The organism is Microbispora sp. NPDC046933, assembly GCF_040644635.1.
Classification (GTDB): domain Bacteria; phylum Actinomycetota; class Actinomycetes; order Streptosporangiales; family Streptosporangiaceae; genus Microbispora.
Window position 1 is genome coordinate 217,966 of the sequence record NZ_JBEYWW010000001.1, and the last position, 22,422, is coordinate 240,387.

The 22,422-nt window shown below is 72.5% G+C and carries 21 protein-coding genes; 14 read left to right on the top strand and 7 right to left on the bottom strand.

What is annotated here, in order from left to right:
• The first annotated feature begins 45 nt into the window (after positions 1-45).
• Positions 46-1,209: a glycosyltransferase gene (locus ABZ857_RS00915; protein ID WP_357035362.1), complete on the top strand. Its 1,164-nt coding sequence runs from the start codon at positions 46-48 to the stop codon at positions 1,207-1,209.
• Here the strand turns inward: ABZ857_RS00915 and ABZ857_RS00920 are convergent.
• Entirely contained in the window at positions 1,206-1,904 is a 699-nt protein-coding gene (locus ABZ857_RS00920; protein ID WP_357035365.1) for a hypothetical protein, read from the bottom strand. The two genes, ABZ857_RS00915 and ABZ857_RS00920, sit on opposite strands and share 4 nt — an antisense overlap.
• A gap of 25 nt (positions 1,905-1,929) precedes the next feature.
• Positions 1,930-2,280, bottom strand: coding sequence for a hypothetical protein (locus ABZ857_RS00925; RefSeq protein WP_357035368.1), 351 nt, complete (start codon positions 2,278-2,280; stop codon positions 1,930-1,932).
• A gap of 138 nt (positions 2,281-2,418) precedes the next feature.
• On the opposite strand from ABZ857_RS00925, the gene ABZ857_RS00930 reads away from it, so the two are divergent.
• From ABZ857_RS00930 to ABZ857_RS00955, 6 genes are all read left to right on the top strand, one after another.
• The gene (locus ABZ857_RS00930; protein ID WP_357035371.1) at positions 2,419-4,464 is read left to right on the top strand and encodes a histidine kinase; all 2,046 of its coding nucleotides are present in this window, start codon (positions 2,419-2,421) and stop codon (positions 4,462-4,464) included.
• Entirely contained in the window at positions 4,452-5,090 is a 639-nt protein-coding gene (locus ABZ857_RS00935) for a response regulator transcription factor (protein ID WP_357035374.1), read from the top strand. Before ABZ857_RS00930 ends, ABZ857_RS00935 begins: the two co-directional genes overlap by 13 nt.
• A gap of 74 nt (positions 5,091-5,164) precedes the next feature.
• Entirely contained in the window at positions 5,165-5,650 is a 486-nt protein-coding gene (locus ABZ857_RS00940; protein WP_357035376.1) for a MarR family transcriptional regulator, read from the top strand.
• 295 nt (positions 5,651-5,945) lie between these two features.
• On the top strand, positions 5,946-6,926 hold the full coding sequence (locus ABZ857_RS00945; protein ID WP_357035379.1) for a zinc-binding dehydrogenase: 981 nt from the start codon (positions 5,946-5,948) through the stop codon (positions 6,924-6,926).
• An 84-nt stretch (positions 6,927-7,010) separates the two neighbouring features.
• Positions 7,011-7,919, top strand: coding sequence for an NmrA family NAD(P)-binding protein (locus tag ABZ857_RS00950; protein ID WP_357035382.1), 909 nt, complete (start codon positions 7,011-7,013; stop codon positions 7,917-7,919).
• A gap of 216 nt (positions 7,920-8,135) precedes the next feature.
• Positions 8,136-9,041 (top strand): hypothetical protein, encoded by a 906-nt coding sequence (locus ABZ857_RS00955; RefSeq protein WP_357035385.1) that lies wholly within the window; start codon positions 8,136-8,138, stop codon positions 9,039-9,041.
• Positions 9,042-9,183: 142 nt separating this feature from the next.
• Here ABZ857_RS00955 and ABZ857_RS00960 read toward each other — a convergent pair whose 3' ends face one another.
• Positions 9,184-10,368: a transposase gene (locus ABZ857_RS00960; RefSeq protein ID WP_357035388.1), complete on the bottom strand. Its 1,185-nt coding sequence runs from the start codon at positions 10,366-10,368 to the stop codon at positions 9,184-9,186.
• Positions 10,369-10,490: 122 nt separating this feature from the next.
• On the opposite strand from ABZ857_RS00960, the gene ABZ857_RS00965 reads away from it, so the two are divergent.
• The 6 genes from ABZ857_RS00965 to ABZ857_RS00990 all read left to right on the top strand — a co-directional run bounded on the left by ABZ857_RS00965 (position 10,491) and on the right by ABZ857_RS00990 (position 16,295).
• Positions 10,491-11,240, top strand: coding sequence for an acetoacetate decarboxylase family protein (locus ABZ857_RS00965; protein WP_357035391.1), 750 nt, complete (start codon positions 10,491-10,493; stop codon positions 11,238-11,240).
• A gap of 59 nt (positions 11,241-11,299) precedes the next feature.
• Complete coding sequence (locus tag ABZ857_RS00970) at positions 11,300-11,953, top strand: response regulator transcription factor (protein WP_357035394.1); 654 nt, start codon at positions 11,300-11,302, stop codon at positions 11,951-11,953.
• A gap of 117 nt (positions 11,954-12,070) precedes the next feature.
• Positions 12,071-13,273 (top strand): histidine kinase, encoded by a 1,203-nt coding sequence (locus ABZ857_RS00975; RefSeq protein ID WP_357035397.1) that lies wholly within the window; start codon positions 12,071-12,073, stop codon positions 13,271-13,273.
• 113 nt (positions 13,274-13,386) lie between these two features.
• The gene (locus ABZ857_RS00980) at positions 13,387-13,764 is read left to right on the top strand and encodes a hypothetical protein (RefSeq protein WP_357035400.1); all 378 of its coding nucleotides are present in this window, start codon (positions 13,387-13,389) and stop codon (positions 13,762-13,764) included.
• A gap of 9 nt (positions 13,765-13,773) precedes the next feature.
• On the top strand, positions 13,774-14,670 hold the full coding sequence (locus ABZ857_RS00985) for an ATP-binding cassette domain-containing protein (protein WP_357035402.1): 897 nt from the start codon (positions 13,774-13,776) through the stop codon (positions 14,668-14,670).
• Positions 14,667-16,295 (top strand): hypothetical protein, encoded by a 1,629-nt coding sequence (locus ABZ857_RS00990; protein ID WP_357035405.1) that lies wholly within the window; start codon positions 14,667-14,669, stop codon positions 16,293-16,295. The genes ABZ857_RS00985 and ABZ857_RS00990 overlap by 4 nt, the downstream gene beginning before the upstream one ends.
• Before the next feature lie 16 nt (positions 16,296-16,311).
• On the opposite strand, the gene ABZ857_RS00995 is transcribed toward ABZ857_RS00990, so the two are convergent.
• Together ABZ857_RS00995 and ABZ857_RS01000 are read right to left on the bottom strand one after the other, a co-directional pair.
• Positions 16,312-16,854, bottom strand: a complete 543-nt coding sequence (locus ABZ857_RS00995) for a TetR family transcriptional regulator (RefSeq protein ID WP_357035408.1) — start codon at positions 16,852-16,854, stop codon at positions 16,312-16,314.
• Complete coding sequence (locus ABZ857_RS01000; protein ID WP_357035411.1) at positions 16,854-17,432, bottom strand: sugar O-acetyltransferase; 579 nt, start codon at positions 17,430-17,432, stop codon at positions 16,854-16,856. Before ABZ857_RS01000 ends, ABZ857_RS00995 begins: the two co-directional genes overlap by 1 nt.
• Before the next feature lie 94 nt (positions 17,433-17,526).
• Here ABZ857_RS01000 and ABZ857_RS01005 point away from each other — a divergent pair, with 94 nt between their 5' ends.
• The gene (locus ABZ857_RS01005) at positions 17,527-20,670 is read left to right on the top strand and encodes a BTAD domain-containing putative transcriptional regulator (protein WP_357035414.1); all 3,144 of its coding nucleotides are present in this window, start codon (positions 17,527-17,529) and stop codon (positions 20,668-20,670) included.
• On the opposite strand, the gene ABZ857_RS01010 is transcribed toward ABZ857_RS01005, so the two are convergent.
• Positions 20,654-21,376 carry an ABC transporter permease gene (locus ABZ857_RS01010; protein ID WP_357035417.1) on the bottom strand — a complete coding sequence of 241 codons (723 nt, stop codon included), beginning with the start codon at positions 21,374-21,376 and terminating at the stop codon, positions 20,654-20,656. The genes ABZ857_RS01005 and ABZ857_RS01010 overlap by 17 nt on opposite strands.
• 23 nt (positions 21,377-21,399) lie before the next feature.
• Positions 21,400-22,344 (bottom strand): ATP-binding cassette domain-containing protein, encoded by a 945-nt coding sequence (locus ABZ857_RS01015; protein WP_357035420.1) that lies wholly within the window; start codon positions 22,342-22,344, stop codon positions 21,400-21,402.
• Between the last annotated feature and the right edge of the window lie 78 nt (positions 22,345-22,422).

The window sequence follows — 22,422 nt, forward strand, 5'->3', positions numbered from 1 at the left end:
CCCAGCGCATCCGGTCATTTCGGACGGTGCGGTCAGCCTCCCCATATGAGGGTATGCGTCGGCACGACAGTCCATCACCCCGAGGACGCCCGGATCACCCACCGGCAGATCCGGGCGCTGCTCGACGCCGGGCACGAGGTGACCTTCGTCGCGCCGTTCACGCACTGCAACGTGACGCCGCGGCCGGGCATCCGGGCCGTCGACGTGCCGAGGGCCGTGGGCCTGCACCGGGGCAAGGCGCTGCGGGCCGCCGCCTCCGCCCTGCGCAAGGCGGTGCGGGACGCCGACCTGCTGCTCGTGCACGACATCGAGCTGCTGCTCGCGCTGCCGCGCAGGCGGCCACCCACGGTCTGGGACGTCCACGAGGACACGATCGGCGCGCTGAACGCCAAGGCGTACCTGCCTGGGCCGTTGCGGAGCGTCCTGCCGCCGCTGATCCGCGCGGTCGAGGGCCGGGCGGAGCGGCGCCTCCACCTCATCCTCGCCGAGGAGTCCTACCGTGAGCGCTTCCCCGGCGCGCATCCCGTGGTGCCCAACCACACGTACGTGCCGCAGACGCCGCCCGCACCGCCGGGGGACTCCCGGATCGTCTACGTGGGCCACATCTCCCTCGCGCGCGGCGCGGCCGAGATGCTGGAGATCGCCCAACGGCTCAGGCCGTACGGCATCCGCCTGGACCTGATCGGACCGGCCGACGCCTCGGTGCGTCCGATGCTGCGCGACGCGCAGCGCGCGGGGCTGCTCGACTGGTTCGGGTACGTCCCCAACAACCACGCGCTGCGGATGGCCGAGGGCGCCCTGGCCGGGCTGTCCCTGCTGCACGACGTGCCGAACTACCGCGAGTCGACGCCCACGAAGGTCATCGAGTACATGGCCCGCGGCGTTCCCGTCGTCACGACCCCGCTGCCGAGGGCGGCGTCCCTGGTCGGGCGGGTCGACTGCGGGACGATCGTCCCGTTCGGCGAGGCCGGCGCGGTGGCCGACGCGGTCGTGCAGTGCGTGCTCCGCCTGCGTGAGGACGCGGAACGGCGTGCCGCGATGGGCGCCCGGGGCTACGTCGAGGCGCTGAACCACTACAACTGGCCCGCCGTGGCCGGGGAGTTCGTCGCCCTGCTCGAGCGCTGGGCGCAGGCCCCGAGCTCCGTCGCCGCCCTGCCGGACCGCTCTCCCGCCGGCCGCCTGGCCGACCTGTCGGGGCAGAACGTCTAGCGGCCGGCGCCGACAGGGGCGGGCGCGTCCGCGGATCGCCGGGACGCGGCCAGCAGGCGGCTGCCGGTGACGGCCAGGCCGGCTGTCTGGGTGAGCGCACCCGCGACCTCGAACCACTCGGTGCCGGCGACGAGCCCGATCACGTGCAGCGGCGGCCACGCCATGATTCCGGCCGCGGCCGAGAGCGGCACCACGCGGGCGCGGAGCAGGGCCAGCCCGAGCAGCAGCGTGCCGACCAGGTTGCCGAGCACGAAGAGCAGGAACACCCAGACGGCCGACGGGTCGCTCTGGGCGCCGTCGACGACCGCCGCGTAATCCGCGAGAGGGCCCCCGCGCCGCGCCATCACGTCCACGGTGATCCCGCTGAAGGCGATCGCGAAGTAGCAGATGTAGCCGCCTGCCATGAGGGTCGCGCCGAGGAAGCCGAGCCTGGAGCTCCGGCCCGCGAGCAGCCGCCTGGCGCCGAGGACCGCCGGGACCATGAGCAGGCTGCCCAGCATCGCGGCGACGGTGGCCAGGCGCGTCTCGCCGGGATGGGCCGCCGCGAGCGCGAGCGCCTCCGCGCCGGTGGCGTCGCTTCCCCCGCCGCGCGTGGCCCAGGCGTACGCGGCGTTGGCGACGACGAATCCCCACGGCGCGGTGAACAACGCCAGCGCGAGCGGCGCGTGACGAGTGTGCGGCGGAGCCGTTTCCATGGATTCTCCTCAACCGAAGGAAAGGTCAGGCGTGGGAGCGCAGCGCCGGCGCGAGGAACGCGACGCAGGCGAGGGTGAGCACGATGCCGACCGCGGCCACCGCGACCGCCGGCGCCGGGACCCCGTCGGAGAAGAACGCCGGCACGGCGGTGAGCGCCGACAGCAGCCTGGTGACGATCACGGCCACCACCCCGGCGCGGCTGCCGCGCCAGGCCAGTACGACACCGACCACGGTGATCAGGCCGAGTACGCCGTCGGCGAGGGCCACCACGAACGGCGGGTGCTCACCGTCGCCGAACGGCACCGAGATCACGTCGATGAGACCGAACAGGCCTGCGATGACCAGGCCGATGACGAGAGGGACGGAGCGTTTCATGGGCTTCTCCTGAGCTGCGGGTTGCCGACATCCGCAGTGTGAGCGCGCAGGCCCCGCCGGCGGATCCGGGCCGCCCCCGGTTCCATCTCCGTGCTGGCACGTATTCACCCCGGCCGCCCCACGGCCTACGGTGTGCTCGTGGCACTCCCCCGTCTGCTCGCGTACGCCGCCGTGCTGGTGGTGTGCGCGCTGACGGGCGTCGGGGTGACGCTGACCGTGCTCGCCGGTGACGGCGCGCCGCTGCAGGACGGCCTGACGCTCGCGATCGGCACCGCGCTCGCCCTGCCCTCCGTCGTGCTCGGCGTGCTGGTCGCCACGCGGCGGCCGCGCAGCGTGGTGGGCCTGCTGCTCGTGCTGGCCGGGGCGACGTCCGTGCGGCTGACGGTCGGCGAGCTGTACGAGAGCCTCGCCGCACGGCGCCCGGGACTGCCGTTCTCCGAGGTCTACGCGGCGCTGTCGCAGGGCGACTGGATGTTCCTGTACGTGCCGGCGGCGCTGCTCACGCTCGTCTTTCCCGACGGGCGCCTGCCGGGGCGGCGATGGCGCTGGGCCGTCGCCGGGCTGCTGGTCGTGCCCGCGCTGTTCATGCTGCTCGCGGCCTGCGTCCCCGGCGCCTACCCGCCGCCGTTCGGGAGCACGCCCCACCTGCTGCGGCCTCCGGAGGCGTACCTGCCGGTGCTGGGGATCGTGGGAGTGGCGCTGCTGCCGGTCTTCCTCGGGCTGCTGGTCGCCTCGGCGGCGGCGATGGTGATCCGCTACCGGCGGGCGGCCGACGAGATCAGCCGGGCGCGGCTCAAGTGGTTCGCCCTCGGCGGCGGCTTCCTGCCGCTCACGCTGCTGCTGTGCTGGGCCAGCTACCTGTTCCTCGGCAGTTCCGACCTGGTGGTGATCGGCCTGGCGGCGACGGCCGTGTCGATCCCGGTGGCGACCGCGATCGCGGTGCTGCGCCACGACCTCTACGACGTCGACCGGGCGATCAGCGCGGCGGTCACCTACGGCATGGTGACCGCGGTCCTGCTCGGCTTCTACACGGCCGCCTCGTTCCTCGTCGGTCTCGGCGCCGGCCGCGGCTCGCCCGTCGCGGCGGCCGCCGCCACCGCCGTCTGCGCCGCCGCGCTGTCCCCGTTGCGCGTCCGGCTCCAGCGCCGGGTGGACCGCCGGTTCTACCCGGCCCGGCAGGCCGTGCTGACCGCCGTACGGCGGCTGCGCGACCGCATGCACGCCGGGCTGGCGCGGCCGGAGGAACTGGAGGCGGCGCTGCGCGAGGCGCTGCGGGATCCGGAGCTGCGCGTCGGCTACCGGCTGCCCGGTGCCACCGGGCCGGTCGACGCGACCGATGCCCCCGGGCCGGTCGACGCCACCGGTCCCACCGGGCTGGTCGACGCGGCAGGCGCCCCCCTCGATCCCGGCGACTCCCCCGTGACACCCGTACGGCTCGGGGGCCACGAGATCGGGGCGATCGTACGCGGCCGGGCGGGGAGCCGGGAGCTGCTGCGCGAGGCGGCCGACGCGAGCGCACTGCTCATCGAGGTGGTCCGGCTGCGGATCGAGGTGAGCAGGGCGCTCGAAGAGGCCGAGGCCAGCCGGACCCGGCTGCTGCACGCCGGTTACGAGGAGCGGCGGCGGCTCGAACGCGACCTGCACGACGGGGCCCAGCAGCGCCTGGTGTCCCTCGGCATGGCGATCCGGCTCGCCCAGCGCCACCTCGGCGACGGCACGGCAGACCTCGGCACCGTGCTGGACGGGTGGGTGACCGAGCTGGCCGTCGCGGTCACCGAGCTGCGGCAGATCGCGCACGGACTGCGGCCGAGCAGCCTCGACGACGGTCTCGGCAACGCGCTGGTCATGCTGGCCGGCAAGGTCCCGGTGCCCGTGGCGCTCGACGTGTCGGCCGACGACCTGCCCGACGACGTGGCGACGACCGCCTACTACGTGGCGAGCGAGGCGATGACGAACGCGGTCAAGCACGCCGCCCCCGCCGCCATCGGCGTCCGCGTCAGCCGGACCGGCGACCGGGTCACCGTGCGGATCAGCGACGACGGGCGGGGCGGGGCCGAGATGCGGCCGGGCGCCGGGCTGGCGGGCCTGGCCGACCGGGTCCGCGCGGCGGGCGGCGCGCTGCGGCTGTCCAGCCCGGAGGGCGGCGGGACGACGGTGGAGGCGGTGCTGCCGTGCGCGTCGTGATCGGTGAGGACTCCGCCCTGTTCAGGGAGGGGCTGGCCCGGCTGCTCGCCGACGCCGGGCACGAGGTCGTGGCCAAGGCCCAGGACGCCCCCGGGCTGGTCGCCGCCGTGGACGCCGCCGATCCCGACCTGGTCATCGCGGACATCCGGATGCCGCCCGACCACACCGACGACGGCGCTCGGGCGGCCCGGCGGATCCGCGACGCCCACCCCGGCCTCGGCATCGTCCTGCTCTCCCAGCACGTCGAGACCCGGCACTCCGTCGACCTGGTGTCCCGCGGCGGGTTCGGCTACCTGCTCAAGGACCGGGTCTTCGACGTGGACGACTTCCTCGACACGCTGCGCCGGGTGGCGGCGGGCGGGTCCGCCCTCGACCCCGAGGTCGTCTCGCGTCTCATCGGCGTACGCCGGGCCGCCGACCCCCTCGCGTCGCTCAGCGCCCGGGAGCGGGAGGTGCTGGCGCTGATGGCGGAGGGCCGTACCAACGTCGGCATCGCCCGTCGGCTCTACCTGACCGACCGGACGGTGGAGACCCACGTCAGCTCGATCCTCGCCAAGCTCGGCCTGCCCGGCTCGGAGGAGGACCACCGCCGCGTGCTGGCCGTCCTGCTCTACCTCAACCGTTGAGTACATGCACTTGCATCGAGTCTGCTCATGCGAGATAGTTGGTTTGGCACAACCAACCTTTCGGGAACGGTGTGATGGAGCACGTGTCGGCCGGCAAGGACGGCCTGTCTCGCCCGCAGCGTGAGGCCGTCGACGGAGTGGCGGCAGCGCTGGCCACGGTGGGCAACTGGATGTTCTCTCCGGCCACCCGGCGGAAGATCATGGCGTCCTCCGGGCTGGAGCTGTCATTGGGGGACTACACCCTGCTGGCCCAGGTGTCGCTGCACGCGCCGGTGCGGCTGTCGGTCCTGGCGGAGCTGATGGAGGTGGACAAGTCCACCCTGTCGCCTCCGGCCAAACGCCTGGAGTCACGGGGATTCATCGAACGCCGGCCCGATCCGGCCGATGCCCGGGCACAACTGGTGAGCGTCACCCGGGCTGGAAAGCTCGCCATCAGCAAGCTCTGGAAGGCGCGCGCGGCCGCCGTCGCCGCCCTGCTTGCGGACTGGGAGGCGGCTGACATCGAGCAACTGGCCGCGAGCCTCGGCGCGCTCAGCGAAGCGATCAAAAACGGGCAATGAGCCCATCACGGTTGTGTCGTCCGTCCACGCCAGAACGTAGAACTGCGGCCATGTAGAAGTCCGGTGCTGCCGCCGCCGCTCCACACCCTCTCGGCTCGTGGCATCGCGCTGCCTGCCGTCCTCGATAGGTCGCCGCGCTTCCGTCCGCGGCGGCCGGCTTCCATCGACCCGGGCCAGGGCTGTCGTAGTCCCTGCCGGTCCCGGTTCTCGCGCGCCCGAACGCGGCACGGCCGTCTGCCTGTCGCCGTCGTCGCGCACACCCAAAACTGCTTCTCCACCAAGGAAGTGATGTCAGATGCGTGCCGTTTTGCTGCACGAATTCGGGCCACCGGCCCAACTGCGCGTCGCGGACGTGCCCACACCGAGGCCGACGGCAGGCGAGGTCGCGGTGCAGGTGGCCGCGGTCGGCGTCCAGTTCCTGGAGACGCGGGTCCGCGCGGGGACGATGCGCGGCGCGCTCGGCGGCGCGCCTCTGCCGGTGATCCTCGGCAAGGAGATCGCCGGACTGGTCACCGAGGTCGGTCCCGGCGGCGATACCGCCCTGATCGGCGCGCGGGTCCTGGCCAGCACCACGGGCTTGGGCGGGTACGCCGAGACCGCCGTCGTCCCCGCCGGCACCCTCATCCCGGTCGACGACGGCATCGGCCTGCCCGAGGCCGTCGCCCTCTACCGGTACGGCGTCACGGCCCAGGGCCTGATCAGGGCGGCCCGCGTGACCGCCGGTGACCGGGTCCTGGTGCTGGCGGCCGCGGGTGCCGTCGGCACGCTCCTGGTGCAGTTGCTCAAGCGGGTCGGGGCGACGGTCGTCGCGGCGGCGCGCGGGGAGCACAAGCTCGCCCTGCTCGGCAAGCTGCGTGCCGACCACGTGGTGGACTACACGCTCCCCGGCTGGACGGGCCGGGCTCGTGACGCCGTGGGCGGCTCGATGGACGTGGTCTTCGACCATGTCGGCGGAGCGCTCGGACGCGAATCGTTCGAGCTGCTCACCCCGGGCGCCGGACGCCAGATCGCGTTCGGCTTCTCCAGCGGCACGCCGCTGGAGGTCCGGCCCATGGAACTGGTCGGCCGGGGCCTGACCCTGACCGGGTTCAGCGCGGGTCTCATCTGGAGCAGGCCCGCCCTCGCCCGCGACCTGGCGACCGAGGTCCTGGAACTGGCCGCGGCCGGACAGCTCACGCCGGTTATCGGCCAACGCTTCCCTCTGGAGCGGGCGGCCGACGCGCATGCCGCCATCGAGGCGCGCGGCACCGTCGGCAAGACCCTGCTCATCCCCTGACCGAATCTCGAAACGCCCCCTCCGGCCCGGTCACGGGCCCCACAGGTGAGCGTCCACGTTGGTTTCTCGCAAGGAGTCCCCACCATGTCCTCTTTTCCCAAGATCTTTGTGGCCGGCGCCACCGGGCTGCTCGGCGGCCAGATCGTCCAAGCCCTTCTCGACCAGGGCGTCCCCGTACGGGCCCTGGTGCGGCCCGGCACCGGCGAGGAGAAGAAGAGTTCCCTGACCGCTCTGCGGGCCGACGGCCTGGAGCTGGTCGAGGGCGACATCACCGATCCGGCCGAGCGACTGGCCGAGGCCGTCGGCGACGCCACGACCGTGATCTCGGCCGTCCAGGGCGGCCCCGAAGTGATCGTGGACGGGCAGGCCAACCTCGTGCGCGCCGCGGAGAAGGCCGGCGCCCGTCGGTTCATCCCGTCCGACTTCGCCATCGATGTGACCAAGCTGGACGACGGCGACAACTTCATGATGGACTGGCGCCGGCAGGCCGCCGCCGCGCGCGCCGGCACCCGCCTAGAGGTGGTCTCCGTGCTCAACGGGGCCTTCTACGAGGTGATGACCGGCTTCATGGGGCTCATCGACTGGGAGCAGGGCACCCTGTCCCACTGGGGAGACCCCGACCAGCCGCTCGACCTGACCTCGGTGGCCGACACCGCCGCCTACACCGCCCGCGTCGCCCTCGACCCGTCCGCCACCGGCACGCTGCGCTTCGCCGGTGAGGTCATGTCGATGCGCCAGTTCCACGATGCGGTCCAGCGCGGCTCCGGCCGCACCCTGCGACTGCGCCACCTTGGCACCGCCGACGACCTGCGCGCGGAGATCACCCGTCAGGCGGCGCTCACTCACAACCCGTTCGACTATGTGGCGCTGCAATACCAGTGGTGCATGGTGAGCGGCAAGGCCAAGTTCGACAGCCTGGACAACGCCAGGTATCCGCAGGTCACGCCCCTGTCGCTGACCGACTTCGTACGCGTCGCCGCACCCGCGCGCTGACGCGCCTTCCGGTGAGCCGGTACGCGGTCACGGCCTGCGGCGGAAGACCGCGTACCGGCTTGCCTGTCGGCCGACACACCGAACTCCGCGTGCCCGCCGGGAGGTCGGCCTTCCGCCGTACGGCGCGCGCTACCTCTTTTGATCATCCTCACGGGTGACTGTCTGGCATCCTCACGGGTGATTCCCTAGCGGGGTGCCTTCCGTACGGTTCTGCACATGTTCGAGCAGAATTACGACGTACTCCCGCGGCACGTGCTCTGCGTGCTCGGCTCCGGCTTGGACCTTCGCACGGTGGAGGAGGTCGTCGGCAGGGTCGGTGGGCCCGGCTTCACCGTCGACCGCGACAGCTTCCGGCCCGTCGGCGATCCTCGGATGCCCAGGGCGTTCGCGGCCAGCGTGTTCGACGACTCCTTCGACGAGTCCGACGAGGAGGCCGTGGAGACGCACGACTCCGTGGTGTACGTACTCTCGCCGTCGATGCCGCAGCACATCGCGTTCGACCCGCGGCGGCACGTGCTCGCGGGGGCCGAGCACGGTCACAAACTGCCGGGAGGCGCGTGGAGCGAGGTGTTCGACGTCTCGCGGCGCATGCTGGCGGTGGCGGGCGCGCTGCTCCGCTCCGGCGCCACCGCTGTGAAGAACGAGAGCAGCGGCCTGACCCACGGCCGTGACCGGTGGCTTTCGCTGGCGGATCGGGCGGCCGAGGCGACGGACTGGGTGGGGCTGGCCATCCCCCTCTTCGACGCCTGGGTCACGCGGCCGCTCGCGTCCGGAAACCTGATCACTAGTTGCGGCATGCATCTGCTGGGCGCGCCCGACGTGGAACTCGAGGTCGACTGGCCGGACATGCAGCGGCCGCACCGGCAGCAGGTCGAGGACGCGGTGGACCTCATGGACAACCTGGCGCTCTACCTGCTGACCGAGGACCGGGCAGTGATGATCTCCGACGGCGAGGGGTTCCGTCTCTCCCCAGACGGCCCGCGATGGCTGCTGGAGAGGCATCCATGTCACCGGTACGACGAGGAGAGCTTCGGCTTCAACCCGTACGGGTACTGGCGCCTGACGCCCGACGTTCCCCCCGCCACCGTGCCCACCGGACCGACGGCCCTTCCCGCGGTGTGACGGCGGCATCCTGCGGGGGCCGGGTCGCCACTCCCCGCAGGTGCCTGCCGAAACCTTGCCGCCGTACGGCTGTCGCCCGGCCGCCGGGCTTTGCTGTACTGGAAGCGTGACTCCTCCGCTCCCTGAAGGGAGCGGCTTCTCGCTAAGCCGCTTCCGCAGCGTCGCGAAGGGCAAGCCCTGCCCTGAGAATGTTGATCGCCGCGTTCACGTCGGCGTGCGCGCTATGCCCGCACGCCATACAGCAGAACATGGCCTGGGTGACGCGGTTCTCCTTCGCCACATGCGCGCATCGGGCGCACGCGCGGGAGGTGTTGGCGGGGTTCACTGCGATCAGCTCCCGACCGGCGCTTTCAGCCTTGTGCGCGAGGACTCGCAGGAACACCCCCCAACCCGCGTCCAGGATGCTCCGGTTCAACCCCGACTTGGCCGCGACGTTCCGGCCGGGGGCCTCGATCGTGCCGGACGCGCTGCGGGTCATATTCGCAATCCGCAGGTCCTCATGCACGATCACGTCGTAGGCGCGCACCAACGCCAGGGCGGCCTTGTGCGCGCCGTCGAGACGCTGCCGCCGCACCCTAGCGTGCAGGGCGGCCACCCGCACTACGGCCTTGTGGCGGCGTTTGGAGCCGCGTTTCTTGCGGGCCAGGTCTCGCTGAGCAGAGGCCAGACGCCCGGCGGACGCTTTGAGGTGGCGCGGGTTGGCCAGGGGATCGCCGTCGCTGGTCGTGACCAGCGAGGCCACGCCCATGTCGATGCCGACGGCCGCACCGGTCGCGGGCAGGGTGCGGGCGGGCACGTCATCACACGACAGGATCACAAACCAGTGGTTGCCTTCCCGCTTCACCGAGATCGTCTTCACCCGGCCGCGCGCCGGCCGGTGCCGATGCACTCGGACGTGCCCGATGCCCTGCAAGCGGACGAACGTCGCCGTCGGGTGTTCCGGCTGGGAGTCCCACCGGCACCCGTCGCCGTCTTTCGGCCATTCCACGGTGTCGAACCAGCCGCGCCCCTTGAAACGCGGGAACCCCGGCGCACGTCCCTCGCGGACGCGCTTGAAGAACGCGGCGAACGCCTTGTCCAGGCGGCGCAGCGTGGCCTGCTGGGAGGAAAACGACCACCGGCCCTGACCGGCGGGATCGTCGGCACGGAAGTCCTTCAACTCCCCGGACTGGTCGCCGTAGCGAACCGTGACGCCCGCCTTGCGGTAGGCGGTGCGCCGGTGGTCAAGGGCGGCGTTGTAGAGCTGCCGGTGATCCTCAAGGCAGGTGGCGAGCGCGGCGGCCTGCTTACGGGTGGGGCGCAACAGGAACTTGAACGACCTGCGCACATCCACCTCCCACCCTCAGTAACCAGACCACCACGCTACTGCAAGGCACTGACAAAACCCGAGGGGGGGAAGCGCGGATTCACCCACCTGCTGAAGCAGGCGGTCCCCTCCGCGCGACTTTGATGGCAAGCCATGTCGTCCAGGGTCGCAGGGTCGAGACGCCGGTGGAGGTCCGCGACGCGTCGGTCTGCCTCGCCGCCTACCTGGTGCGGGCCGACGCCGCCCGCGCGGTCCTCGCGTACTCCAGGATGGACGTCACCGAGGTCCTGCCGGGCAAGGCCCTGTGCTCGCTGGTGTTCGTCCGTTACCACGACTCCGACCTGGGCTCCTACAACGAGTTCGGGGTCACCTTCCTCGTGCGGCCCGCCGACGCGGGCCCGCCGCCGAGGCGGGGGCCGCTGGCCGGGCTGAAGGACCTGCGCGGGGCGGGGTCGGGCGCCTTCGTCCACTGGCTGCCGGTCGACCAGACGTTCACGCTGGAGGCCGGGCGGACCATCTGGGGCTTCCCCAAGGAGCTGGCCGACGTGGATCTGCGGCTCGGCTCGCCGTACAAGCGGTGCCTGCTCCGCAGGGACGGCCGGATGGTCGTCGACCTGCTGATCAGGCCCGGCATGCCGGCGACGCCCCCGCCGCCGCTCGGTGAGGCCCTGCCCGTGCCGGACGCCTACGCCCACCTGGACGGGGTCACCCGCCGCATCCCCTGGACGGTCCGCGCCCGGAAGATCCGCTGGCGGCCGGGCGGCGCGCTCGTCCGCCTCGGCAACCACCCGATCGCCAAGGAGCTGAGCGAGCTGGGCCTGCCCCGGCGGGCCCTGATGACGGCCACCGCCGAGCACGTGTCGATGACGTTCGAGGAGCCGGACCGGGCGTGACACCGCCGCGGGCCGCTCCCGGCCCCGGGACGAGTGTGCGGGGCTGGAAGAATCGGCGGGTGACCATTCGTGTCCTGATCGCCGACGACCAGGAGATGGTGCGGCGGGGCCTGCGCCGCATCCTGGAGAGCCAGCCGGACATCCAGGTCGTCTGCGAGGCCGCCGACGGGGTGGCCGCGGTGGAGATGGCCCGTCGGTTCCAGCCGGACGTGGCGCTCGTCGACATCCGCATGCCCAGGATGGACGGGCTCGAGGTGACCCGCTCCCTCGCCGGTCCCGGCGCGGCGATCCCGGTCAAGGTCGTGGTCGTGACGACCTTCGACCTGGACGAGTACGTCTACCCGGCGCTGCGGCACGGCGCGTCGGGGTTCCTGGTCAAGCGCTCGGGCCCCGCGCTGCTGGTCGAGGCGGTCCGGGCCGCCGTGGCCGGCGACACCCTGATCAGCCCCTCGGTCACGGTGCGGCTGCTCAGGCACGTCACGGGCGACGGTCCCCGGCACACGCCGCCGCCGGAGCCGCTGACCGAGCGCGAGATCGAGATCGCCGGCCAGGTGGCCGAGGGGAAGACCAACGCCGACATCGCCGCCGAGCTGTTCATCTCGCCGGGCACGGTCAAGACGCACGTGGCGAGCATCCAGCGCAAGCTCGGCGTGCGCAACCGGGTCGGCATCGCCGTACGGGCCTGGGAGCTGGGATACGCCGGCGGGCGATGAGGCTCTCCCGGCCCCGGCAGGCGCAGGGGCCACAGCGCGCTGTCTCCGCGGCGCCCGCCCTCCTCGCCCCGGCGGTGACGGCCCGGGGCCAGGCGGTGGCTGCGTACCCTCGGTGGCATGACGAGGTCCCGGGTCCGCGCCTTCCTGTGCGTCGTGGTCGTGGCGATGGTGCCGATGCCGGCGATCCTCGCTCCCCCGCACGCGCTGGTCGTCGCCCTGTCGGCCACCCTGGCCCTCGCCGTCGCGCTGGCGCGCTGGCCGTACCGGCGGATCGGCCTCGCCACGGCGGCGAGCGTCGTCGCGCTGGTCTCCTACACCGTCACATTCGTCTACCAGGGGCGGCACCAGTTCGCCGGGCTGTGGCTGCCCGTCGAGATGGGCGCGCTGCTGCTCCTGTTCGGACGGGTCGTACGGCGGCTGCCGGGGCGGCAGGCGGCGGTCATCGGGACGGCGCTCGGGATCGCGGCGGCCGTCGCGCTGCCGCTGCGGCTGACGCTGCGCATGCCCCGCCCGACGGCGGAGGCGTCGGTCATCGCCTGCCTCCTGTCGTCCTTCGCCGTGGTCACCGTGGCCGCCGTCGCGCTGTACCTCAGGTCGCTGGACGACCGGCGGGTGCGCGCGGTGGCGGACGCGCGGCGGGTCCAGCGGCTGGAGACGGCCCGCGACCTGCATGACTTCGTCGCCCACGAGGTCACCGGGATCGTCCTGGAGGCCCAGGCGGCCCAGCTCGGCGAGCTCGACCCGCGGCAGGCGCGGGAGCTCGCCGTACGCGTCGAGGAGGCGGGGCTGCGCGCGCTGGCGTCGATGGACCACATGGTGGGTGCGCTGCGTGATCCGGACGCGCGGGCGGCGGAGGAGCCGCCGCCGACCCGGGTCTACGGCCTGCCCGACCTGCCCGACCTGGTCGGCCGCTTCTCCGCCACCGGAGGGATCCCGGCCCGGCTCGACATGCCCGGCGACCTCGCCATCCCGGTGGCCCCGGAGATCGGGAGCACCGCGTACGCCGTCGTGCTCGAGGCGCTGACCAACGTGCGCCGGCACGCCTCCTCCGCGACGCGCGTGGTGGTCGCGGTCACCCCGATGGAGGGCACGGTGGACGGCGCGGCCCTGCGGGTGTCCGTCACCGACGACGGCGGCGGAACCTCTCCGACCGGCCTCATGGGAGACGACCGGCACGGCGGAGGCACCGGCCTGATCGGCCTGGCCGAGCGGGTGAAGGCGCTCGGGGGCCTGCTCCGGGCCGGCCGCCAGGCGGAGGGGTGGCAGGTCATCGCCGTCCTCCCCGTGCCGGAGGACGCCAGGAGCCGCGCCCGCCGCTGAGCGACTGAGCGACTGAGCGGTGCCGTCGGGCCCCGGAAATCTGCCGAACGGCAGATGCCCGCCCGGCCGCCCACGGCGGATCCTGCTCGGGACGGCTTCACCCGGAGGATCCGATGACTACGCGCAAGACGGTGTGGTGTGCCCTGACGGTGCTCGCGGCGGCGGTCCTGAGCGGCTGCGCAGACGCCTCGAAGGCCACACCGGTGTCCCAGACCTTTTCGTTCAGCGGCAGGACGCTCGACGTGCGGGCGCACGAAACCCCGACCGACCTCGTCGCGACGGACAGGAAGGACATCAAGGTCACCCTGTGGTTCGACGTGCACGGCACCAACCCCCACTCGAGCCAGACCCTCGACGGGAACACACTCGACCTCAACGCCGGATGCTCCGGATGGGCCGACTGCTCGGCCCGGTTCCGGGTCGAGGTGCCCCGCGAGGTCACAGTGCTGCGCGACGGCCGCAAGACCGATCTGCGCGGCCTGCCCGAGTGAGGTGACGAGATGATCGATACTCCGACCCTCGAACTGGTGGACGTCACCAAGATCTACAAGGGCGGGAAGCGCGCGGTCGACGGCGTCACCCTGCGATGCGGCGCGGGCCTGCTCGGCCTGCTCGGCCCGAACGGTGCGGGGAAGTCGACGCTGATGCGGATCTGCGCGACGGTCACCCGGCCGACGGGCGGCAGGGTCCTGTTCGACGGGACCGACGTGGTGTCCCGGCCCGGCGCGCTGCGCGGGGTTCTCGGCTACCTCCCGCAGGACTTCGGCGTCTACCCGCACCTGACCGCGCGGGAGTTCCTCTCCTACCTGGCCGCCCTGAAGGGGCTGGCCGCGCGTCCGGCGCGTGCCCGCGTCGACGAGCTGCTCGAACTGGTCAACCTCACGGAGGCGGTCCGCACGCCCCTCGGCAAGTACTCCGGCGGCATGCTGCGCCGGGTCGGCATCGCCCAGGCACTGCTGGCCGACCCGAGGGTGCTGATCGTGGACGAGCCGACGGCGGGGCTCGACCCCGAGGAGCGGGTGCGGTTCCGCGCCTTGCTGGGCGACCTGGCGGAGGACCGGGTGGTCCTGCTGTCCACGCACATCGTGTCCGACATCGAGTCCGTCGCGTCGGACGTCGCCGTCGTGGCCGGGGGACGGCTGCTGCGGCGCGGCACCCCCGAGGCGCTCCTCTCCGAGGTCGACGGCCAGGTCTGGGAGACGGTCGCCGGGCCCTCGGAGGCCGCCGCCCTGCGGGAGCGCCACCCGGCCAGCCGCGTGATCCGTACGGCGGACGGCATCCGCCTGCGGCTCCTGTCGGACACGCCGCCGGCCACAGGCGCCGTACGGGTGCCCCCGGACCTGGAGGACCTGTACCTCGCCGTCGTGGGCGGCGGCGTCCGGGAGGCGGCCCGATGACGGCACGGGTCACGGCTCCGGTCATGGTGCGGGTCACGGTGCGGGTCACGGTGCGGGTCACGGTGCGGGCGACTGTCGCGCTCGCCGTCGCCGACTTCCGGGAGCGGGTGCGGCGGCCCGCGTACGCGATGATCCTGCTGGCGGCGGTCGGCCTGGCCCGGCTGGCCGTCCCGCCCGCGGACTCCAGGTGGGTGATCCTGGACGTCGGAGGCTACCGCGGCGTCTACACCAGCGCCTGGGTCGGGACGGCGACCGCGCTCGCCGGCGCCCTGTGGCTCACCACGGGCGGGTTCTACCTGATACGCGACGCGATCGGCCGGGACGAGCGCACCCGCGTGGGCCAGCTCGTCGCCGCGACGCCGCTGCGCACGTCCGCGTACCTGCTGGGGAAGTTCCTCAGCGACTTCCTGGTGCTCGCCTCGATGGCGGGCGTGCTCGCGGTGACCGCGCCGGTCATGCAGCTCGCCAGGGGCGAGTCCGGAGTCGTGGACCCGGTGGCGCTCCTCCTGCCCTTCGCAGCGATCACGCTGCCCCCGCTGGCGCTGACGGCGGCGGCCGCGGTGCTGTTCGAGACCGTGCCGCTGCTGCGCGGCGGCGTGGGAAACGTCGTCTGGTTCGTCGTCTCCCTGGTCCTCCTGATCGGCGGCCAGTCGCGGAGCGCGCCCCTCGGCGGTCTCGGCGTCCATCAGGCCGCCGACTCGATGCGCGCCGCCCTCGCCGCGCGGGGCGTCGACGTGCACGGCCGGGAGTTCAGCCTCGGCCTGACCTCCGTCACCAGGTCGCTGCGCACCTTCCAGTGGGACGGCTTCTCCGTCACCGGCGCGTTCCTCGGCGGCCGTCTCGTGGTCTTCCTGCTCGCGGTCGTCCTGGCGTTGCTGCCGTGCCTCTGGTTCGCCCGGTTCGACCCGGCGCGGCGCCTCAGCGGCCCGGCCGTCGCGCCGTACGAGCCGGACGTCGCGACCGAGGACAGGCGACCAGCCTTCCGGACGACCCTCCCGAGCACGCCCCGGGTCGCGCCGCGTCCGGGCCGGGCGTTGCGCCGGCTCCTCTCCGGTGAGCTGCGCATCCTCCTCCAGGGCGTCTCGCGCTGGTGGTGGCTCGTGGCCGCCGGGGTGACGGCGGCCGCCTTCGCCACGCCGGAACCCGCGACCATGCTCCCGTTCGCCTGGATATGGCCGGTGCTGATCTGGTCGAGGCTGGGAACCCAGCGGGTGGAATACGGGGTCGAGGGGCTGCTCGGCGCCTATCCGGCACCCCGGCGCGGGCTGCTCGCGGAGTGGGCGGCCGGGGTCGTCCTCACGGCCGTGACCGGCGTGGGCCCCCTTGTCCGCATGGCGGTCGCGACCGACTGGCCCGGCGTGCGGTCATGGGCCGGCGGCACGCTCCTGGTTCCCGCGCTCGCCCTGGTGCTCGGCGTGGCCTGCCGTACGCACCGGGTCTTCCAGGTCGTCTACCTCGGCCTGTGGTATCTCGCCGTCAACGGCACGGCGGCCGTCGACTACATGGGCGCGGTCCGTTCGGAAGGGCTGCCCGCCGGGCCGTCCCCGCTCGTCGTGGCCGTCCTCGCCGCGGCCCTGGTCTGCGCCGCCCTGGCCGTCCGCACCGCCCGCCACGCGGTCCGCTGACGCGGCGTGATCACGCTCAGCCGCCGGACGCGAGGCGGGCGACGGCGGCTCGAGTCAGGGCCCGCGGCTGCGGGTCCGGGTCGAGTGCGATGTGCAGTGCCGCGCCTTCGATGTAGGCGTCGAGCGCTCGGGCGGTGTCAGGGGCGAAGTGCCGTTCGAGTGCGCGGCGGCTCTCGCGCATCCACCTCTGGGTGATCGACCGGAAGACGCTCCTCCGCGCGGCGAGGGTGTACAGCTCGTACGTCAGCACGTGCTCGCGCCGGGACCGCTGCAGGTCCCCGTGGATCAACGCGACGATCGCCTCGGCCGCGGCGTCCCGGTCCTGGGCGGCGGCCAGGCGACGTTCGAACGTGTCGCCGATGCTCGCCGCGAACCGGGTGAACGCCTCGACGAGCAGCTCGTCCATGCTCTCGAAGTGATAGGTCATGGACCCGAGCGGAACGCCGGCCCGGGTGGCCACCTTCCGATGGGAGGTCCCGGCGACCCCGTCCTCGGCGATGCAGTCGATCGCGGCGTCGATGATGCGGTCCCTGCGCTCCGGGTCGTGGCGGCGGGCCATCACAGCCGCCGTATCACGCGCGCCGGATTGCCGACCACGACGACGTTCGCGCCGACGTCCCTGGTGACGACCGCTCCGGCCCCGATCACGCTGTTGTCGCCGATGGTCACACCCGGCAGGATGATCGCGCCGCCGCCGATCCAGACGTTGTCACCGATCGTGATCGGTTCCGCGGCCTCCAGCTTCGCCCGGCGCGGCTCGGGGTCGACCGGGTGTGTCGGCGTCAGCAGTTGTACGTTCGGGCCGATCTGGCAGTCCTCGCCGATCGTGATCGGTGCGACGTCGAGCGCGGTCAGGTTGTAGTTGACGAAGGTGCGGGCGCCGATGGTGATGTTCTCGCCGTAGTCGACATACAGCGGCGGCCTGACGACCGCCCCCTCGCCCAGGCTCCCCACCAGCTCGGTCAGGATCGACCGGGCGGCGCTCTCGTCGGCGAGCGCGGCACGGTGGTACGCGTCCGCCAGCCGGGCCGCGCGCCGTGCGCGCCTGGCGCTCTCGGGGTCGTCGGCGATGTAGAGGTCGCCGGCGAGCATCCGCTCGCGATTCGTACGGGAGTCGCCCGCGAAGTAGTCCACCATGCACGAAAGTGTACGTTCGTACGCATCGGGCTGTGCCCTTGGTCGGTCTTTGCCACGGTTCGGCCAATCAGGGGTGTGCGGCACAATCACTGATGTGCGAGTCGGATTGCTCGGGCCGTTCGAGGTCCGGAACGACGATGGGGCCGTGGTGGAGGTTCCCGGGATCCGGCTGCGCGCGTTGCTGGCGGTGCTCGCCCTCGAACCCGGCCGGATCGTGACGCGTGCGAGGCTCGTGGACTGGATTTGGGGGCGACGGCCGCCCGCGGACGAAGTGAACGCCTTGCAGGCGTTGGTGTCCAGGCTGCGCAGGGTGTTGCCGGACGGTGTGATCGAGGCGGATTCCGGCGGCTATCGGCTGGCCGTGGCTCCCGACGCCGTGGACGTGTGCCGGTTCGAGCACCTGGTCGGTCAGGCCCGTGCCGCCGACCCCGCGACGCGGGCGGATCTGCTGCGCTCGGCCTTGGCGTTGTGGCGCGGCACGGCCATGGCGGACATCGCACTGCGAGACAGCGACGCCTTCGACGCCGCGGTCACGCGTCTGGACGAACTCCACGTCGCCGCGCTCGGGGATCGGGTGGATGCGGACATCCGCCTCGGCCGTGGCTCGGAGCTGGTCTCCGAGCTGACCGAGCTGGTCGCCACATACCCGCTGCGGGAGGGGTTCGTGGCGGCCTTGATGCGCGCGCTCGCCGAGGCGGGGCGTGGCACTGAGGCGTTGACCGTGTACCAGCGCACGCGCGAGCGGCTGGCCGAGGAGCTGGGCGCCGATCCGTCGGCCGAGCTCTCCGCGCTGCACACCGCGTTGCTGCGGGGCGAGCTGGGCGAGCGGGCGGAGAACGGCAGGACGAACCTGCGCGCCGAGCTGACGAGTTTCGTCGGCAAGGACGACGACATCTCCGCGGTCGCCGGTCTGGCCGTCAAGCACCGGCTGGTCACCTTGACGGGGGCGGGCGGCTCCGGCAAGACGAGGCTGGCCACGGAGACCGCGCGGACGATGCTCGCCGAGCTGCCGGACGGGGCGTGGCTGGTCGAACTGGCCTCGGTGCGGGCGGGCGGCGAGCTGGCGCAGGCCGCCCTCACCGCGATGGGCCTGCGTGACCAGGCGCTGCTCGGTGGCGCCCGGGGCGGGGAACCGATGGATCAGCTCGTCGCCGCGGTTCGCGAGCGCGCGATCCTGCTGATCCTGGACAACTGCGAGCACGTGATCGAGGCGGCCGCGGCTTTCGCCGACCGGCTTCTGGGAGAGTGCCGGAGGCTGCGGATTCTGGCCACGAGCAGGGAACCGCTCGGTATCACCGGGGAGGTGCTGTGGCAGGTCGAGCCGCTCGCGCTGCCCGCGAAGGGAGCGGATCCCTCCGAGGCCGGGTCGTCCCCCGCCGTGCGGCTGCTGCGGGACCGCGCGGAGTTGGTGCGCAAGGACATCGGCTCCGACGCGCACACCTTGTCGGCCATGGCGCGGATCTGCCGGGCGCTCGACGGGATTCCGCTGGCGATCGAACTGGCCGCCGCGCGGCTGCGCACCATGTCCGTCGATCAGCTGGCACGCCGGCTCGATGACCGATTCCACCTGTTGACCAGCGGCAGCCGTACGGCGCTGCCCCGGCACAAGACGCTGCGCGCGGTCGTGGACTGGAGCTGGGATCTGCTGACCGAGGCCGAACGTCGCGTGCTGCGGCGGCTGTCGGTGTTCTCCGGTGGGGCGAGCCTGGAAGCGGCCGAACGGGTGTGCGGGGACGAGGCGTTCGCCGGGGAGCAGGTGTTCGACGCGCTGACCGCGTTGATCGAGAAGTCGCTGCTGCTCGCCGACGGCGAGGGCACGCCGCGCTACCGGATGCTCAACACGATCAGGGAATACGCGGCGCACCGGCTCGCGGAAGCCGGGGAGACCGAGCCGGCGCGCCGGGCGCACCTCGCCTACTTCACCGAGCTGGCCGAGACGGCCGATCCGCACCTGCGCCGGGCCGAGCAGCTGGAATGGCTGTCCACGCTCGATGCCGAGCACGACAACATCAGTACGGCCCTGCGCGGGGCGATCGCCGAGGGATGGGCCGCGGAGGCGATGCGGCTGGCCGCGGCCGCGGGCTGGTACTGGTACCTCAGCGGGCACAGGGCCGAGGGCACCGAGTTGAGCATCGCGGCGGCCTCGATGCACGGTGAGGTGCCCGATGAGGTGCGGGCGATGGCCTACCTCATCGTGACGATGTTCCTGACCTCCGGTGTCGGCGGCGATCAGTATCAGGCGGCGGAGTGGATAAACGAGGCGCACCGGCTCGCCCAGCGCAGCGGGTATCGCCACCCGCTGCTCGGGTTCGTCGGGGTGCTGGAGCGGATGCTGCGGGGCCCCGCGGAGTTCCTCCCCGCGTTCGAGCCGCTCATCGCCGACGACGATCCGTGGGTGCGCGCGCAGGCCAGGCTCGCTCGTGGCCGGTTGCGGCTCACGCTCGGCGGCGACGAGACCGACGTGGACACCGACGCCGAAATCGCCCTTGCCGAGTTCCGCACGCTGGGTGAGCGGATGGGGATCTCGCTGGCGCTGACCTTCCTGGCCGATCGGCTCGCCATGCGCGGCGAGTTGGCACGCGCGTGTGAGCACTTCGAAGAGGCGATCGTGGCGCTGACCGAGGTAGGCGGCACCGAGGACGTGGTCGGCCTGCGGGCGCGGCAGGCTCAGCTGTACTGGCTGCTCGGCGACGAGCGGTCCAGCGCGTCCGCCATGGCGGAAGCGCAGCGGTGCGCGGGCGGGATCGCCTGGCCGGACTCCGTCGCCGAGCTGGCGCTGGTGCAGGCACAGCTGGCGCGCTGGCGCGGCGAGCCGGACAAGGCACACGAGCACCTGGCCACGGTGCGTGCGGTGCTGGACGACGCGGAAAGGGGCGACTCCGTCCGTGCCGCGATCATGGACCTGTACGGCTACCTCACCGAGGATCTCGGCGAGGCCCGTGCGTATCGGACCGAAGCGCTCCGCGCGGTCATGAAGTACGAGCATCCGCCGACGATCGCCGAGGTGTTGATCGGGATCGCGGATCTCGCGCTGCGCCAGGGACGGTACGAGCAGGCCGTACGACTGCTCGCGGCGAGCGACGGTGTGCGCGGCACGCCGGACCGTTCGCACCCGGACGTTGCCAGGATCGCCGCGGACGCGCGGGATCGCCTCGGCGAAAGCGTGTTCGCCGAGGCGATCCGTGACGGGCGGCGGCGGGATTGGCGCGAGCTGGCCGAGATCACGCTCGCTTGTTGAACGACGCGCGCGCCCACAGGTAGCCGATCAACGCCAGCCCCACGCACCAGGCGATCGCCGTGACGGCCGAGCCCGCCGACGGCGCGCCGGTCAGCAACCCGCGCAGGGTTTCGATGATCGGGGTGAACGGCTGGTATTCGGCGAATTGCCGCACGCCCGGCCCCATCTTGCCCGCCGGCACGAACGCGCTGCTCAAGAAGGGAAGGAGCATCAGCGGGACGGCGGCGAAGCCCGCGCTTTCCGGCGTCTTCGCCGCGAGACCGAACGCGACGGTCAGCCAGCCGATCGCCAGCACCGTCAGCACGACGATGCCGATCACGCCGAGCCATTCCACGAAGCCCGCCGACGGCCGGAATCCCATGAGGAACGCGACCCCGATGACGAACGCGATGGCCACCAGGCTCCGCAGCATGGTCGCGATCACGTGCGCGTTCAGCACCGCGGCCCGGGACACGCTCATGACGCGAAGCCGGTTGATGAACCCGGTCGTCATATCGGAGTTCACCGCGATCGCGGTGGCGCCGACGCCGTAGCAGATCGTCGTCAGCATCAACCCCGGCGTCGCGTAGTCGGCGTAGTCGACGCCGACGCTGAACGCGCCGCCGAACACGTAGACCATCAGGAACATCAGAAAGACCGGCATGATGATGCCGTTGAACAGCGCCACCGGATTTCGCATCGTGTGCCGGAAGTTGCGCCGCAGCATGGTCGCGGAGTCTGCGATGACGTTCATCGGGCGTTGACCTCCTTGTTCGCGTTGCCGGTGAGGGCGAGGAAGACGTCATCCAGGTCCGGGGTGTGCACCGACAGTTCCTCGACGTCGATGGAATGCCGGTCGAGCAGATCGAGCAGCGCGCGCAACGACCTCACTCCACCGTCGCCGGGCACACGCAGGGCCAGCTCCTCGTCGTCCCTCGCGGACCCGGGCAGGACCCGTGCCGCGGCGTCGAGTTCGTGCCGGCCGGTGAACCGCAGCCGGACATGGCTGCCGGGAACCCTGCGCTTGAGCTCGTCGGCGGTGCCCTCGGCGACCAGCCTGCCCTGATCGAGCACGGCGATGCGGTCGGCGAGCTCGTCGGCCTCCTCCAGATACTGGGTGGTGAGGAAGATGGTCGTACCGCCGGAGACCAGTTCCCGGATGATCTCCCACATGGTGCGGCGGCTGCGCGGATCGAGTCCCGTCGTGGGCTCGTCCAGGAAAATGATCCGCGGCTCGCCGACCAGCGTCATGGCGAGGTCCAGCTTGCGGCGCATGCCGCCGGAGTAGGACGCCGCCGGTTTGCCCGCCGCTTCGCTCAGATCGAACCGGTCGAGGAGCCGGCCGGCGATTCGCTTGCCCTCTGCCTTGGGCAGGTGCAGGAGATCCGCCATCAGCAGGAGGTTCTCCTCGCCGGTGAGCAGGTCGTCCACCGAAGCGAACTGCCCCGTGACCCCGATCGCCGCGCGCACCGCCTTGGTTTCCGTGACCACGTCGTGCCCGGCGACGACCACCTTGCCGGCGTCGGGGGGCAGCAGCGTGGTCAGCACGTTCACCGTCGTGGTCTTCCCGGCGCCGTTGGGCCCGAGCAGGGCGAAGATCGTCCCGGTCCGGACGTCCAGGTCGATGCCGTCGAGCACGATCTTGTCGTTGTATGCCTTCCGCAGCCCCGAGGCCGCTATGGCTGATCCGTTCATGGCGTCCACGATCTCGGAGCGCTCTGATACCGGGCCGTCGCCGTGCTGACGCGTGTGTCAGCACGGCGACGGCCCGAT

Coding starts and splice junctions, on each gene's coding strand:
- ABZ857_RS00915 (WP_357035362.1), top strand. CDS start 46: ATGAGGGTATGCGTCGGCACGACAGTCCATCACCCCGAGGACGCCCGG.
- ABZ857_RS00920 (WP_357035365.1), bottom strand. CDS start 1,904: ATGGAAACGGCTCCGCCGCACACTCGTCACGCGCCGCTCGCGCTGGCG.
- ABZ857_RS00925 (WP_357035368.1), bottom strand. CDS start 2,280: ATGAAACGCTCCGTCCCTCTCGTCATCGGCCTGGTCATCGCAGGCCTG.
- ABZ857_RS00940 (WP_357035376.1), top strand. CDS start 5,165: ATGGAGCACGTGTCGGCCGGCAAGGACGGCCTGTCTCGCCCGCAGCGT.
- ABZ857_RS00945 (WP_357035379.1), top strand. CDS start 5,946: ATGCGTGCCGTTTTGCTGCACGAATTCGGGCCACCGGCCCAACTGCGC.
- ABZ857_RS00950 (WP_357035382.1), top strand. CDS start 7,011: ATGTCCTCTTTTCCCAAGATCTTTGTGGCCGGCGCCACCGGGCTGCTC.
- ABZ857_RS00955 (WP_357035385.1), top strand. CDS start 8,136: ATGTTCGAGCAGAATTACGACGTACTCCCGCGGCACGTGCTCTGCGTG.
- ABZ857_RS00965 (WP_357035391.1), top strand. CDS start 10,491: ATGGCAAGCCATGTCGTCCAGGGTCGCAGGGTCGAGACGCCGGTGGAG.
- ABZ857_RS00975 (WP_357035397.1), top strand. CDS start 12,071: ATGACGAGGTCCCGGGTCCGCGCCTTCCTGTGCGTCGTGGTCGTGGCG.
- ABZ857_RS00980 (WP_357035400.1), top strand. CDS start 13,387: ATGACTACGCGCAAGACGGTGTGGTGTGCCCTGACGGTGCTCGCGGCG.
- ABZ857_RS00985 (WP_357035402.1), top strand. CDS start 13,774: ATGATCGATACTCCGACCCTCGAACTGGTGGACGTCACCAAGATCTAC.
- ABZ857_RS00990 (WP_357035405.1), top strand. CDS start 14,667: ATGACGGCACGGGTCACGGCTCCGGTCATGGTGCGGGTCACGGTGCGG.
- ABZ857_RS00995 (WP_357035408.1), bottom strand. CDS start 16,854: ATGGCCCGCCGCCACGACCCGGAGCGCAGGGACCGCATCATCGACGCC.
- ABZ857_RS01000 (WP_357035411.1), bottom strand. CDS start 17,432: ATGGTGGACTACTTCGCGGGCGACTCCCGTACGAATCGCGAGCGGATG.
- ABZ857_RS01010 (WP_357035417.1), bottom strand. CDS start 21,376: ATGCTGCGGCGCAACTTCCGGCACACGATGCGAAATCCGGTGGCGCTG.
- ABZ857_RS01015 (WP_357035420.1), bottom strand. CDS start 22,344: ATGAACGGATCAGCCATAGCGGCCTCGGGGCTGCGGAAGGCATACAAC.